This is a genomic window from Arthrobacter sp. KBS0703 (assembly GCF_002008315.2).
In the GTDB taxonomy this organism is placed as follows: Bacteria; Actinomycetota; Actinomycetes; order Actinomycetales; family Micrococcaceae; genus Arthrobacter.
Genome location: NZ_MVDG02000001.1, coordinates 2,946,982 through 2,960,248 on the forward strand (window position 1 = coordinate 2,946,982; position 13,267 = coordinate 2,960,248).

The window sequence follows — 13,267 nt, forward strand, 5'->3', positions numbered from 1 at the left end:
CAACATCCCAGACACCGACGCCGGCCTCCGCCAGATCGCGGCCAGCTCCTTGGGTCTCGCCCACCTCCGGGACGGCCAGCTCGCCGGAATGCGCGCCCTGGTCACGGGCCGGGACGTCCTCGCCGTGATGCCCACCGGCTACGGAAAGTCTGCCATCTACCAGGTGGCCGCCCTGCACCTGCACCGTGCGCGCGCCGGCCACTGCGCAAGTCCGGATGCCCCGGCGGCCGGTCCCGCCGTCGTCGTTTCCCCGCTCATCGCCCTGCAAGAGGACCAGCTGGACGGGCTGCTGGAAGACCTCGGCGGAGAAGCCGCCGTCGCCATCAACTCCGGGCGCAGCGATTCTGACGTCGAAGCCGCTTGGGAAGCCTCGGAACGGGGCGACGCCGCCTTCATCTTCCTCGCGCCTGAGCAGCTGGCTAAGACCGAAGCCGTGGAGCGGCTCGCCGCCCTCGACGTCTCGCTGTTAGTGGTGGACGAGGCCCACTGTGTGTCCTCGTGGGGGCACGATTTCCGGCCCGACTACCTCCGCCTCGGCGAGGTCCGCCAGAATCTCGGCAATCCGCCCGTCGCCGCGCTGACCGCCACCGCTTCTCCCCCGGTGCGCGACGAGATCCAGCAGCGCCTGAAGATGACACACCCCCTGGTGCTGGTCCACGGTTTCGACCGCCCCAACATCCGGCTCGACGTCGTCCGCCACCTCCGGGACACCGACAAGCGCCGCGCCGTGCTGGAACAGCTGGCCGGTCTCAAGGGGCCGGGCCTGCTCTACGCCGCCACCCGAAAGGACACCGAAACCTACGCGTCGGAGCTGGCCGAGCGCGGCCTTCGCGCGGCGGCGTACCACGCCGGCCGGAAGCAGGTCGAGCGGGACTTGGTCCACGAGCAGTTCCTCGAGGACGAACTCGACGTCGTAGTGGCCACCACCGCGTTTGGCATGGGCATCGACAAACCCAATGTCCGCTTCGTCATCCACGCGGACATCCCCGAGTCCCTGGACAGCTACTACCAGGAGATCGGCCGATCCGGCCGCGACGGCGAGCCGGCCGCCGCCGTTCTGCACTACCGGCCCGAGGACCTGGGCCTGCGCAAATTCTTTGGGACGCACAGCCCGGACCAGGATTCGCTGATGGCCGTTCTTCAGGTGCTGCGCGCCGCCGACAGGCCGCTCACCCAGAAAGCCCTCGCCGAGCAGACCGATCTCTCGGCCCGCCGACTCACCGGGCTGCTGAACCAGCTGCAGGAAACGCGCGCCGTGAAGACCGGCAAGCGCGGCATCCGGCTGGAAGCCGGCGCCAAACTGCCCACGGTGGTGGAACGCGCCGTCGAACTCGCCGAAGCACGCCAGCGCGTGGATCGCTCGCGCATCGAGATGGCGCGCGGCTACGCCGAGACGGACGGCTGCCGGCGCCAGTTCCTGCTGGGCTACTTCGGCGAGGACCGGCCCGAGCCGTGCGGCAACTGTGATAACTGCGCGGACGGCTCCGCGGACGAGGAGGACTACGACGGCGGCGCCGCGACCGCCGCAGGCGTGGAACCTTTCCCGCTCCAGGCCGCTGTTGTGCACAAGGAATGGGGGCCCGGCCTGGTAATGCGGCACGAGGAGGACGTGATCACCGTGCTGTTCGAGCAGGAGGGTTACAAGACGCTATCGCGGCAGGCCGTCACGGAGGGCAAGCTGCTGACGCTGGCGAAGTGACGGGCTGCCCCACCCAACTGAGTAGCAGCACACACCGTTCTCAACCCTGAAACGGTGGTCACGCTCACCCTCGAAGCACCGGAGAACAGCACGCACGTTGCGCTCACCCAGGACACTTTCGCCACGGAGGAACGGCTCGCACTGCACAGGAGCGGCTGGACCGAGGGGTTCGAAAAGCTGCGACTGCTGGCAGGATCCTCTGGATAGGCCGCATCGGACGCCGTAACCGGTTGACAGCCGGGCGTGACGCATGCCATATTGGCGGCATGAACCTGTTGGACAGCTGGACAGTTGGACAAGATAAAGTGATACGGGTCGGCGCAGCCGAGGCCGTGTTCGCATCCCTTCGAAACGCCATCGAAGCCGGCAAGATTCCTGTCGGCGCGCGGCTGGATTCGGAGGCCTCGCTGGCCCAGCTGTACGGGGTGAGCCGGTCCATGGTCCGGGAAGCACTGAAGTCATGCAATGCGCTCGGACTGACGGCTACCTTCACGGGCAAAGGTACGTTTGTCATCGCGGACCGGGTTGCCCCGGACCTCAAGCTCGGAAAATACTCCGCCCGCGACCTCGTGGAGGCGCGTCCCCACATCGAAGTACCCGCCGCAGCGCTCGCCGCCGAACGCCGGACTGGCGAGGATGTGGAGGCACTTCGGGACATTCTCGAGGCCATGTCGGACGAAGATGACCTCCAGCAGTGGATCCTTCTCAACGCCGAGTTCCACGCCACCATCGCCCGGTGCAGCGGCAACGGGGTCTTTGTGGGCGTCCTGTCAGACATCCGCGAGGCCATGGCCGACCAGTCGAACACCCTGAACCTGGTAGCTGACCGGCGCAAGGATTCCGACCGGGAGCACGCCCGCATTTTCGCCGCCATCGAGCGCGGGTCCGCCCAGGAAGCGTCCAGGGCCATGACACGGCACCTGCATGGGGTGGAATGTGCGCTGGGCAGCATCGTCCCCGGCGGCGAGAGCTGACGAAGAATCTGACCCGTCCCGGATCCATCCTCATAACCGCTTCCGGCGGCGGCCTCGGCGCTGCCTGCCCACGAGGCGCCGCCCAGTTGTCGCCCTGACCGTGCCCAATCACTCTCCAATGCGGAGCGCCTGAGTTCCCTCCGGCAACATGCCCGCCCAGCCGGCCTGCCGCAACACCCTGATTTCCCGTCCAAACCCGTCAACGAAGCCCCGTGAGGACCCTCTATGACCACCATCACCGCCGCCCCGGACGTCCGGTCCGAGCATGACCTCCTCGGTGACCGGGACGTTCCCGCCGCCGCGTACTGGGGCGTGCACACCCTGCGCGCCGTGGAGAACTTCCCCATCACCGGCCAGCCGCTGTCCACCAACATGCACCTGGTCCGCGGCCTCGCCGCGGTGAAACTCGCCGCCGCCCGCACCAACCTCGAACTCGGGCTCCTGGACCCCGAACGTGCGAACGCGATCGAAGCCGCCTGCACCGACGTCCTGAACGGAGACCTGCACGAGCAGTTCGTCGTCGACGTCATCCAGGGCGGCGCCGGGACCTCCTCGAACATGAACGCCAACGAGGTCATCGCCAACCGGGCCCTGGAAATCCTCGGCCACCCCAAAGGCCACTACACCCGCCTGCACCCCAACGACCACGTCAACCTCTCCCAGTCCACCAACGACGTCTACCCCACCGCGGTCAAACTCGGCACCATCTTCGCCGCCCGCGAGCTGCTCTCCGCCCTGGCCGAACTCGAAGAAGCGTTCGCCGAAAAAGCCCTGGAATTCCGCACCGTGGTCAAAATGGGCCGCACCCAGCTCCAGGACGCCGTGCCCATGACCCTGGGCCAGGAATTCGGCACCTACGCCATCACCATCGGCGAAGACCGCCTCCGCCTCGCCGAAGCGGACCTGCTGATCCACGAAATCAACCTCGGCGCCACCGCCATCGGCACCGGCCTGAACGCACCCCCCGGCTACGCCGCCGCCGCCTGCCGCCACCTGGCCGAGATCACCGGCCTGCCGCTGGTCACCGCCCCCGACCTGATCGAAGCCACCCAGGACGTCGGCGCCTTCGTCCACCTCTCCGGCGTCCTCAAACGCGTCGCCGTGAAACTCTCCAAGATCTGCGACGACCTGCGCCTGCTCTCCTCCGGCCCGCGCGCCGGCTTCGGCGAAATCAACCTCCCCGCGGTCCAGTCCGGATCCTCGATCATGCCCGGCAAAATCAACCCCGTGATCCCCGAAGTCGTCTCCCAGGTCGCCTACGAAGTCATCGGCAACGACGTCACCATCACCATGGCCGCCGAAGCCGGCCAGCTCCAGCTCAACGCCTTCGAACCCATCATCGTCCACAGCCTCCACAAGAGCATCTCCCACCTCGAAGCAGCCGCCCGCACCCTCACGGCACGCTGCGTCCGCGGCATCACCGCCAACACCGAACACCTCCGCCTCACCGTGGAACAATCCATCGGCCTGGTCACCGCCCTGAACCCCCACCTCGGCTACGCCACCGCCACCGCCATCGCCCAGGAAGCCCTCGCCACCGGCCGCGGCGTCGCCGAACTCGTCCTCGAACACGGCCTCCTCACCGCCGACCAACTCCAGGAACTCCTCAGCCCCGAACGCCTCGCCAACCTCAGCAAATAGGCACACCCGCAGGTCTCGACAAGCTCGACCGGCGGACGCAAGCTCCCCCAGCGGCCGGCGACCACGCCGCCGCACCAGCCACCCATTCACTCTTCCCGCACAGTGGTGAGGGGCACGCCGTCGTGCCCGGAACCGTCCGTGAAACTGGACCTACCCAAGGACTGACGATGAAAAACAAATCAACTATGTGGATTCTGGCAGCGCTACTGTTCGGGATCATCAGCGGTCTGGTGTGCCACTGGCTGCTGGCCGCAGACGCCCGCGAATCCCTCGTGACGGTCCTCGACACCGTGACCCATATGTTCCTTAACCTGATCAAGATGATCATCGCTCCCCTGATCTTCGCCACCCTTGTCTCCGGCATTGCCGGAGCTGCGAAATCCGCCGGCGTGGGGAAGCTCTTCGGCCGTTCGATGATTTGGTTCCTGACCGCCTCCGTCCTCGTCGGCGCCTTCGGATTCATCACGGCTCACGTACTCAATGTCGGTGACGGCCTCCACCTGATGCCGGGAGGTGACGCGGGGATGGAAACGAAACCCCTCGATTACCAGGAGTTCATCACCCACATCATCCCCACGAGCGTCTTCGCTGCCCTGACGGCCAACAATCCCCTTCAGATCCTCGTGTTCGGCGCACTCTTCGGCATCGCCCTGCTGAACCTTCGGAAGAAGGGCCACTCCTCCATCGCCAACGCAATCGACGAGCTGATGGGCGTCATGTTCAAGGTGACCGGGTACGTGATGCTGGCGGCACCCGTCGGCGTCTTCGCGGGCATCGCGTCGGCCTTCACCTCCCAGGGCCTCGACGCGTTCGCCACCTACGCTTCTTTCATCGGCGGGTTCTACATGTCCCTCTCGGCCCTGTGGGTCCTCATGATCGCCGTGGCCGTTGCCTTTCTCGGACGGGCGGCGTTCCGCCTGGTCCGGATCATACGCGAACCCATTGTCATCGCATTCGCGACCTCCAGCAGCGAAGCTGCCCTGCCCAAGCTCATTGAAGGCCTGACCAAGTTCGGCATCGAGAAGCGCACCACCGGTTTCGTGTTGCCCTTGGGCTACTCCTTCAACGTCGACGGATCCATGATGTACATGACCTTCGCCTCGGTCTTCCTGATGAATGCGTACGGCATTGACATGGACCTTGGCCAGCAGATCGCCATGACCGCGATGCTTCTGCTCAGCAGCAAAGGCATGGCGGGCGTGCCGCGCGGGTCGCTCGTCGTCGTGGCCGCCGTCGTCCCAGGCTTCGGCATCCCCGCGGCAGGTATCGGTGTCCTTCTGGTGATCGACCAGCTCCTGGACATGGGCCGCACGGCAACCAACATCCTGGGAAATGCCATCGCCACCGCCGTCATCGGCCGAAGCCACGATAAATCTGCTCCCCGCGACGAGGCTCTCCCGGTTGAGGCTCTCCCGGTTGAAGACGGGCAAGAGGCCCGCGACCTGGCAACTGCGACGCGCTGACCCGGGCTGGAAGGCAGTTTACTTGCCAAAGGTAATGAACGTCCCGGTCCGCCGGGCGCCACATCACACGGATACCGTCGGCCCCGCCTTGCGACGCAACCGGATCAGATCGGGGATCGTCGAATATCTGTCAGAAAACGGGGCGAGCAAAGTGTCCGACATCAGCAGCGCACTTGGTGCCTCCAGGGACACCGTCCGCTACCACCTCGCAGCGCTCGAGGGCGCGTCGATGGTGCGGTCCAATATTTCCCCCGGCATGAGGGCCAGCTGCACCCCGTTCTATTCCCTGACCGCTGGCGCTCCCCCAAAATAGCGCTCAGCGCTCAGCCCGACTGGGTAGCAGCACACACCGTTCTGGGCCCTGAAAACGGCCCTGAAAACGGCGTCAGCTGCTACCCAGTTGCCGGAGGCCAGGGGTTCCAAGCCGGCCGCCAACCCCGGAATCCCCCGAACCCGGAATCCGGAAACCCCGCGGCCCCCACGGACCGTTGACATGTGACCAAATGGTCACCTATTCTGGCCTTGTGGACGCCGTATTCAAGGCCCTGGCCGACCCCATCCGCCGGGAACTGCTGGACGAACTCTTCCGTGAGGACGGCCAGACGCTCTCGGCCCTGGAAGCGCGGTTCGAGATCACCCGCTTCGGGGTTATGAAGCACCTCAAGCTGCTAGAGGACGCCGGCCTCGTGGTGACCCGGCGTCGGGGGCGCGAGAAGCTGCACTTCCTGAATCCGGTGCCCATCAGGCTCGTCCACGACCGCTGGGTGAGCAAATATGCAGAACCATGGGCCGCTGCGCTCAGCGACCTCAAAACCAGATTGGAAAGTCCCATGGAAAAGATTTTCGAGATCTACATCAAGACCACCCCGGAACGGCTCTGGGAAGCCATCACGGACAGCGAGATCCGCAGCAAGTACCAGTTCGGGATGCGGATCCGGTCGGACTGGACGCCGGGGTCCCGGTTCGAGATGGCGCCCGCGGGAGGGGACCTCCTCGGCGAGGGCGAAAACGTCGAGGTCGATCCCCCGCGGCGGCTGGTGCAGACCATGCGCGCACTCTGGGGCGAGGACGTCAAGGCCGAGGGCACCTCGCGGATCACCTGGGAGATCGAACCGGTAGGCGACGATTCCTGCCACCTGACCGTCACGCACGATCAGCTCCGCGAAGGCGCCAACGAACAGCTCTACGGCGGCTGGCCAATGATCCTCTCCGGTCTGAAGACCTGGCTCGAAACCGGCCAGAAACTGACGACGCCAGGCTCCCTCATGTACGCCTGAGCGGGCCGCGGGGAACTGCTGCGCGGAAACTGCGGGTTGCGGCGCGCCAGACCTGACTGGGTAGGGTTGTTTCCAGGCCCCGGGGTGTGTTCCACACGGGAGAATTGCCCGGCGGGCTCTCCGGCGCGCCCCTCATCGCTCAGGAAAGAGGCAGCATGGAAGTTCCCCTATTCGTCTGGATCCTCACCGTCGCAGGAATTCTGGCGCTCCTGGCCTTCGACTTTTTCTTCCACGTCCGCAAGGCCCACACCCCTTCCCTGAAAGAATCCGCCGTCTGGTCCGCCATCTACGTGGGCATGGCCCTGGCATTCGGCCTGGGCGTCTGGATTTTCGGCGGCCACACGATGGGCACCGAGTACTTCGCCGGGTATGTCACCGAGAAGGCGCTGTCCGTGGACAACCTCTTCGTCTTCCTCATCATCATGGCCAGCTTCAAGGTGCCGCGCGCGGACCAGCAGAAAGTCCTCCTGTTCGGCATCGTCTTTTCGCTGATCGCCCGGACCGGTTTCATCTTCCTCGGCGCCGCGCTGATCAACAGCTTCGCCTGGGTCTTCTACATTTTCGGACTGATCCTGCTCATCACCGCCGGCAACCTGCTCAAGCCCGACTCCCACGACGACGACAGCGAAGGCCTGGTGGTCCGGCTCGCCAAGAAGTTCCTGCCGGCCTCGGAACACTACGACGGCGACAAACTCTTCACCGTGGACAACGGCAAACGCGTCCTCACCCCGATGCTCCTGGTGATGGTGGCGATCGGCGGCACGGACATCCTGTTTGCGCTCGACTCCATCCCCGCCATCTTCGGCCTGACCCAGAACGTCTTCATCGTCTTCACCGCCACGGCGTTCTCGCTCATGGGCCTGCGGCAACTGTTCTTCCTCATCGATGAACTGCTGGACCGCCTGATCTACCTGGCCTACGGCCTCGCCGCCATCCTCGCCTTCATCGGCGTCAAGCTCATCCTGCATGCGCTGCACGAGAACAACCTGCCGTTCGTCAACGACGGCGAACACGTCAACGTCGTCGAAATCAGCACCGCAACCTCCCTCGCGGTGATCCTCGGCGTCCTCACCGTCACCGTCCTCGCCTCGGTCCTCAGCCCCAAGGGCAAGGCCAAGACCAAGGTATCCGGCGCCAAACGGCACGCCACCGAGTATGTGGACCTCAACTACGAAACGGACATCAGGGAGCGGGAGCGCATCTTCGACAAGATGGTCCGCGAGGAGGAAGAGCTGAAGAAGCTCCCGGAGAAGTACAAGCGGCTGATCCGGAACGAGACCGAGTTCATGGACCTGCTCCGGAAGGCCCACGCCGAGCACGACCAGGCGCTTGAGCGGGCCGGAGAGAAATAGCAACGCGGGGTCACCTACGGCCCAATTCGGCCGCTCCATTGGGCGCGATGTGACCCCGCGTTGCGCTTGCTCCTTGGCGGCGGCCAAGACCGCTTCGCAATTTATCTGCCAGTCCGGCGTCCCCGTGCGTGTCAGTCAGGTGTAGGTCAGTCCCGACACGTCACCACGGGAACACAGGACACTCGGGGTATGCACGCAGGGTTAGTGCCTCTTCAGGAAGTGCCGGATTCTTTCGCCGATTCCGCTGGCGCCGGTGTGGCCGCGTCCCGAAACATTCGGCCGGGCCATGCCCGTGTGTCCGGCGGCACCGCCTGTCCGTCCCTTCAGACGTTCTGCGGCATGCCTGATCTTGTTGCCCAAGTTCATCGTGAACTCCTCCGTTCAGTGTCCGTCTATCCAGCCTGCGACCGTCGGTAGACCGGTCCTTCTCGACTCTACGCGCGTCCAGTTGCCACGACTATGGAATTTCGGAGTTCGTCCATGCTCGCCGGAATCGGGGGTCTAAATCCCCAGGGCTGACGCCGGCCTGACTTAAAGAGCCTAAGTCCCGAGCCCTGCAGCCTGCCGCGCGAGGTCCGTGATCTGCTGCCAGTTCCCGGATTCGACCGCCGCCCGCGGGGTGAGCCAGCTGCCGCCGACGCACGAGACGTTGGGCAGCCTGAGATAGTCCGGCGCTGTGGCCAGGCTGATGCCTCCCGTGGGGCAGAACTGCACGTGCGGAATGGGCGCCCCGATGGCCGCCAGGTAGGCCGGGCCGCCGGCGGGACCGGCCGGGAAGAACTTCATGGCCTCGAGCCCGCTTTCCAGGACGGCCATCACCTCGCCCACGGTCGCCACGCCGGGCAGCACCGGAACGTCCAGGCCGAGCATGTGATCCAGCAGGGCGGGTGTGACGCCCGGGCTGACCAGGAACTGCGCGCCGGCCGAGACTGCGGCGTCGGCCTGGCCCGGCGTGAGGATGGTGCCCGCGCCCACGAGGATGTCCGGCACCTCGTTGGCGATGAGCTTCAGCGACGTCAGGGCGCTGTCCGTCCGCAGGGTGAGCTCGATGATCCGGATGCCGCCGTCGGCCAGTGCGCGGGCCACGGGAACCGCGTGCTGGGGATCGTCGATAGTCACCACCGGAATGACCGGGGAAACGTGCAGAACGCTGGTGGCGTCAGCCATGGTTGATCTCTTTTCTCAGGCCGTCCAGCCCGTGCGTGTCGATAATGCCGTACCAGTGCGTGAGGAGGGCGGCGAAAACAGCGTTCGCCGCCAGTTCGCCGTCGAAAATGCTGCCGCAACCCAGGAGCGCCGGCACCACCGTGGCGGCGGTCCGCGTGGCGGGAAGTGCCGCGTGGAGTTCAGCGGCGAGGGGATCGTCGAGCTGTTCCAGCGGCGTCGACGCCACGTGCCGCATCCAGGCAGCAACGGCGAGCGCGGCCCACCGTGGTTCGCGGCCAGCGTCGAGATTCCCGCGGACGGTGCTCAGCAGCCGCAACCCGATCTTCTGCGAGCCGTCGCTGCCCACCTTTGCGGTGGTGTGGCCTAGTGCGGGATTCGCGAACCGGCTGAGCACCTGGGCGCAGTATTCGTTCCCGTCCAGCCCCTCGGGGAGGCTGATGGTGGGCAGCGCGTCCTCGTGCATCATCCGCCGGCAAGCGGTCAGGAACGCGTCCTCGCCCACGGCGTCGCTGATGGTGGGTTTGCCCGCCGCCAGGCCCAGGTACGCCAGCATGGAGTGGCTCGCGTTGAGCAGGCGCAGTTTGGCCGCCTCCCACGCCGCCACGTCCGTGCTGAACAGGGCGCCGGCGTCTTCCCACCGCGGCCGGCGGGACGCAAAGTTGTCCTCGATGACCCACTGCAGGAACGGTTCCGCCACCACGGCGGCCTCGTCGCGGAGCCCCAGTTCGCGTTCGACGGCGTCCAGGTCACCGGCCGTGGTGGCCGGGACCATCCGGTCCACCATCGTGTTGGGGAACGTGACGTTCGCGGCGAGCCAGGCCAGCAGCGGCTCGGCCTCGGCGGCCGGGAGTTCGGCGGCGAACGCGCGCACCAGCCTGCCAGTCAGCTCCCCGTTGCCGGGAAGGTTGTCGCACGAAACCACGGTGATGGGCCCGGTGTCGGCCCGGGCACGCTGCTGCAGCCCGCGTGCGATCTGCCCGATGGCCGTCTGCGGAGGCTGCCCCGCGAGGTCGGCCCGGACCTGTTCGTCTGCGGTGTTGAGGGATCCGGTGCGCGGATCGATCCGGTAGCCCTTCTCCGTGATGGTGAGCGTGATGACCGACGTCGACGGGTCGGCAATGCGGTCCACCACGGCTCCGGGATGGTCCCGCCCGGAAATGGCCTCCACGATGCTCGACACCAGGCGGAGCGGAGCGGCGCCGCTCCCCCGCTCGGTCACGGTGAAAAGCCCGTCCTGCGGCGCCAGCCGGCGCGCCACCGTATCCGAGCGCTGGGTGACCCCGGTGATCCCCCAATTAAGATCGCCGGTGGCCAGCATCGCGTTTTCGGTGAACACGGCCGTGTGCGCGCGGGCGAAGGCACCCAGGCCGAGGTGCACGATGCCGGGCCGCAGCTTTTCGCGCGGCAACAGTTCCTGGCGGCTTCCGCCGGAAGCCAGCGACGCAGCCAGCGACGCGGCGCTCAGGCGTGTGATGACAGTTCTCCTTCGGGGGTCCGCAGCGCATGTGCGCTTGTCTGCTCGAAGGTGGGGATGAAGCCGGTGCCGCCCTTGCCGCCCACCACGAGCGATGCGGCTGCCGCGCCGTACCGGGCGGCCGCGGGAAGGCTGTCGCCCAGCACCATCCGGGCGGTCAGGGTGCCCACGAAGGCGTCGCCCGCCCCCGTCTGGTCCACCACCGACGGCGCCGGAATCGCGTTGACCCAGGCGGAGTCATGCTCGCTCTCAAGCTGGATGCCTTCCGCCCCGCAGGTCACGGCGACGTTCGCGGCACCAAGGCTGCGGAGCTTCGCTGCGGCTTCCTTCGGTGTGGCGCAGCCCAGGAGCGCGGACGTCTCGCCCGGAAAGGACGGCGTGACCAGGAAGGTCCGCGGCGCCAGTTCGGTGAGGACCGCCGTCGCCTCTTCCACGGACGTGAGCCGGGGGCGGAAGTTGGGATCGAAAACGAAACGGCGGGACACGGCCGCTGCCTTGAGGACGGCCGCCCGGGACGACGCGGAAATGGCGCAGGCGATCCCGCCGGCAATGACAGCCCCTGCCGCCGCGACCACGGCCGGATCAACATCGTCCGGGCCGAGCGTGGACCCCACGCTGCCCGAGCGGGCGTAGGAGAACTCCCGCTGCCCGTCCGGATCGCAGTGCACCAGGTAGACGCCCTGCTGGCCGGTCCTGAACGTCAGCAGCTCGTCGGAAATGCCGAGTTCCCGGATTCTGGCGGCGATCGCCTGGCCGAGGTCGTCGTCGGGCAGCACGGCCAGCAGCCCCTGCGGGCGCCGGCCGCCGCGGCAGCCGCCGCGACTGTCTCTTATACACATCTAGATGTGTATAAGAGACAGGAGATGCCCAGCTGGGCCGGCACGCCGTGGCCGAACGCCACGTCGGTGGCCACCTCAACGAGGATCTCCCCCATCACGACGACGTCGAACGGCCCGTTCTGTTGCGTTGAGGCGCTCACCAGTCGTGCACCGACCCGTCGAGCCGGCGGTTGATGGGCAGGTACTTCGGGTCGAACGGGAAGGCGGCAGCCGCCTCCTCGTTGAACTCGACGCCGATGCCCGGGGCCTCACCGGGGTGCATGTAGCCGTCGGTGAAGGTGTAGGACGTCTTGAAGACCTCGCCCGCAGGGTCCCGGTGGCCCATGTATTCCTGCACGCCGAAGTTCGGAATGCTCATGTCCACGTGCAGGGCCGCGGCGAAGGAAACGGGCGAGAGGTCACCCGCGCCGTGCGAGCCGGACCGGACGCCGTACAGGTCCGCGAGCGAGAAGATGCGGCGCAGGTGGGTGATGCCGCCGGCGTGCGATACGGACGTGCGGATGTAGTCGATCAGGCGTTCGGAGATCAGCTGCTGGCAGTCCCAGATCGAGTTGAATACCTCGCCCACGGCAATGGGCGTGGTGGTGTGCTGGCGGATCAGGCGGAACGCCGACTGGTCCTCGGCCGGCGTCGGATCCTCGATCCAGAACGGGCGGTACTGCTCGAGCGAGGCGCCCAGCCGGCCGGCCTCGATTGGCGTCAGCCGGTGGTGCACATCGTGCAGGACGTGCACGCCGTAGCCGAACTCCTCGCGAACGTGCGCCATCATCTTCGGCGCGAAGTCCAGGTAGGACGTGGTTTCCCACATATCCTCCTGCGGGACGTTGTCGCTGGCCGGCTCGTAGGTCCTGCCGTCCACCGGGGCGATCCCGTAGGTCTTTTCCAGCCCCGGCACGGCAGCCTGCGCCCGGATGGCTTTGTAACCGAGGTCCAGGTGGTGCTGGAAATCGGCGCTCAGGTCCTGCAGCGTTGAGCCGCTGGCGTGCCCGTAGACCATGACGCCCTCGCGCGCCGCCCCGCCCAGGAGTTCGTAGACCGGCATGCCGGCCACCTTGCCCTTGATGTCCCACAGCGCGACGTCGATCGCAGCGATCGCGGTCATGGTCACCGGCCCGCGGCGCCAGTAGGCGCCCTTATAGAAGTACTGCCACGCGTCTTCGATGCGGCGTGCGTCGCGGCCGATCAGCAGCGGGCACAGGTGCTCGGAGAGATAGGACGCGACAGCCAGCTCGCGGCCGTTGAGCGTGGCGTCGCCGATGCCGGTCACGCCGTCCTCGGTTTCAATAACGAGCGTGACGTAATTCCGTCCTGGCGACGAAACCACTACCCGTGCGTCGGTGATCTTCACTGGTTGGTCCTTCGGATGTGTGGTGGAAATAGG

At 66.6% G+C, this 13,267-nt stretch carries 13 protein-coding genes; 8 read left to right on the plus strand and 5 right to left on the minus strand.

Annotated features, from left to right (window positions below; all coding sequences use genetic code 11):
* Positions 1-4 precede the first annotated feature (4 nt).
* From B1A87_RS13710 to B1A87_RS13745, 8 genes are all read left to right on the plus strand, one after another.
* Positions 5-1,699 carry an ATP-dependent DNA helicase RecQ gene (locus B1A87_RS13710; protein ID WP_139362756.1) on the plus strand — a complete coding sequence of 565 codons (1,695 nt, stop codon included), beginning with the start codon at positions 5-7 and terminating at the stop codon, positions 1,697-1,699.
* Positions 1,700-1,753: 54 nt separating this feature from the next.
* On the plus strand, positions 1,754-1,906 hold the full coding sequence (locus B1A87_RS13715) for a hypothetical protein (RefSeq protein WP_139362751.1): 153 nt from the start codon (positions 1,754-1,756) through the stop codon (positions 1,904-1,906).
* Positions 1,907-1,965: 59 nt separating this feature from the next.
* Positions 1,966-2,673 (plus strand): FadR/GntR family transcriptional regulator, encoded by a 708-nt coding sequence (locus tag B1A87_RS13720; protein ID WP_078027741.1) that lies wholly within the window; start codon positions 1,966-1,968, stop codon positions 2,671-2,673.
* Positions 2,674-2,898: 225 nt separating this feature from the next.
* Positions 2,899-4,314, plus strand: coding sequence for an aspartate ammonia-lyase (locus tag B1A87_RS13725; protein ID WP_144275817.1), 1,416 nt, complete (start codon positions 2,899-2,901; stop codon positions 4,312-4,314).
* 167 nt (positions 4,315-4,481) lie between these two features.
* Positions 4,482-5,777, plus strand: a complete 1,296-nt coding sequence (locus tag B1A87_RS13730) for a dicarboxylate/amino acid:cation symporter (RefSeq protein WP_078029056.1) — start codon at positions 4,482-4,484, stop codon at positions 5,775-5,777.
* 34 nt (positions 5,778-5,811) lie between these two features.
* The gene (locus B1A87_RS24000) at positions 5,812-6,090 is read left to right on the plus strand and encodes a winged helix-turn-helix domain-containing protein (RefSeq protein ID WP_260681055.1); all 279 of its coding nucleotides are present in this window, start codon (positions 5,812-5,814) and stop codon (positions 6,088-6,090) included.
* A gap of 211 nt (positions 6,091-6,301) precedes the next feature.
* Positions 6,302-7,054, plus strand: coding sequence for an SRPBCC domain-containing protein (locus B1A87_RS13740; RefSeq protein ID WP_078029252.1), 753 nt, complete (start codon positions 6,302-6,304; stop codon positions 7,052-7,054).
* Between the two features lie 155 nt (positions 7,055-7,209).
* The gene (locus tag B1A87_RS13745; RefSeq protein ID WP_078029054.1) at positions 7,210-8,406 is read left to right on the plus strand and encodes a TerC family protein; all 1,197 of its coding nucleotides are present in this window, start codon (positions 7,210-7,212) and stop codon (positions 8,404-8,406) included.
* Positions 8,407-8,946: 540 nt separating this feature from the next.
* On the opposite strand, the gene eda is transcribed toward B1A87_RS13745, so the two are convergent.
* Genes eda through manD form a run of 5 tightly spaced genes read right to left on the minus strand, consistent with a single transcriptional unit; the run spans position 8,947 to position 13,234 of the window.
* Entirely contained in the window at positions 8,947-9,573 is a 627-nt protein-coding gene (eda, locus tag B1A87_RS13750) for a bifunctional 4-hydroxy-2-oxoglutarate aldolase/2-dehydro-3-deoxy-phosphogluconate aldolase (RefSeq protein ID WP_078029053.1), read from the minus strand.
* Entirely contained in the window at positions 9,566-10,981 is a 1,416-nt protein-coding gene (locus tag B1A87_RS13755) for a mannitol dehydrogenase family protein (protein ID WP_260680846.1), read from the minus strand. Before B1A87_RS13755 ends, eda begins: the two co-directional genes overlap by 8 nt.
* A 53-nt stretch (positions 10,982-11,034) precedes the next feature.
* Positions 11,035-11,886 carry a PfkB family carbohydrate kinase gene (locus B1A87_RS13760; RefSeq protein ID WP_260680847.1) on the minus strand — a complete coding sequence of 284 codons (852 nt, stop codon included), beginning with the start codon at positions 11,884-11,886 and terminating at the stop codon, positions 11,035-11,037.
* Positions 11,877-12,026: a hypothetical protein gene (locus B1A87_RS24005; protein WP_260680848.1), complete on the minus strand. Its 150-nt coding sequence runs from the start codon at positions 12,024-12,026 to the stop codon at positions 11,877-11,879. The genes B1A87_RS13760 and B1A87_RS24005 overlap by 10 nt, the downstream gene beginning before the upstream one ends.
* A complete protein-coding gene (gene manD / locus B1A87_RS13765; RefSeq protein ID WP_078029051.1) occupies positions 12,023-13,234 on the minus strand; it encodes a D-mannonate dehydratase ManD in 1,212 nt (403 codons plus the stop codon). Before manD ends, B1A87_RS24005 begins: the two co-directional genes overlap by 4 nt.
* Positions 13,235-13,267 lie beyond the last annotated feature (33 nt).

What these genes read in the sequence shown, in the direction of transcription:
- B1A87_RS13730 (WP_078029056.1), top strand. Translation starts at nt 4,482, where the DNA reads ATGAAAAACAAATCAACTATGTGGATTCTGGCAGCGCTACTGTTCGGG.
- B1A87_RS13725 (WP_144275817.1), top strand. Translation starts at nt 2,899, where the DNA reads ATGACCACCATCACCGCCGCCCCGGACGTCCGGTCCGAGCATGACCTC.
- B1A87_RS24000 (WP_260681055.1), top strand. Translation starts at nt 5,812, where the DNA reads ATGAACGTCCCGGTCCGCCGGGCGCCACATCACACGGATACCGTCGGC.
- B1A87_RS13745 (WP_078029054.1), top strand. Translation starts at nt 7,210, where the DNA reads ATGGAAGTTCCCCTATTCGTCTGGATCCTCACCGTCGCAGGAATTCTG.
- B1A87_RS13760 (WP_260680847.1), bottom strand. Translation starts at nt 11,886, where the DNA reads ATGTGTATAAGAGACAGTCGCGGCGGCTGCCGCGGCGGCCGGCGCCCG.
- eda (WP_078029053.1), bottom strand. Translation starts at nt 9,573, where the DNA reads ATGGCTGACGCCACCAGCGTTCTGCACGTTTCCCCGGTCATTCCGGTG.
- B1A87_RS13720 (WP_078027741.1), top strand. Translation starts at nt 1,966, where the DNA reads ATGAACCTGTTGGACAGCTGGACAGTTGGACAAGATAAAGTGATACGG.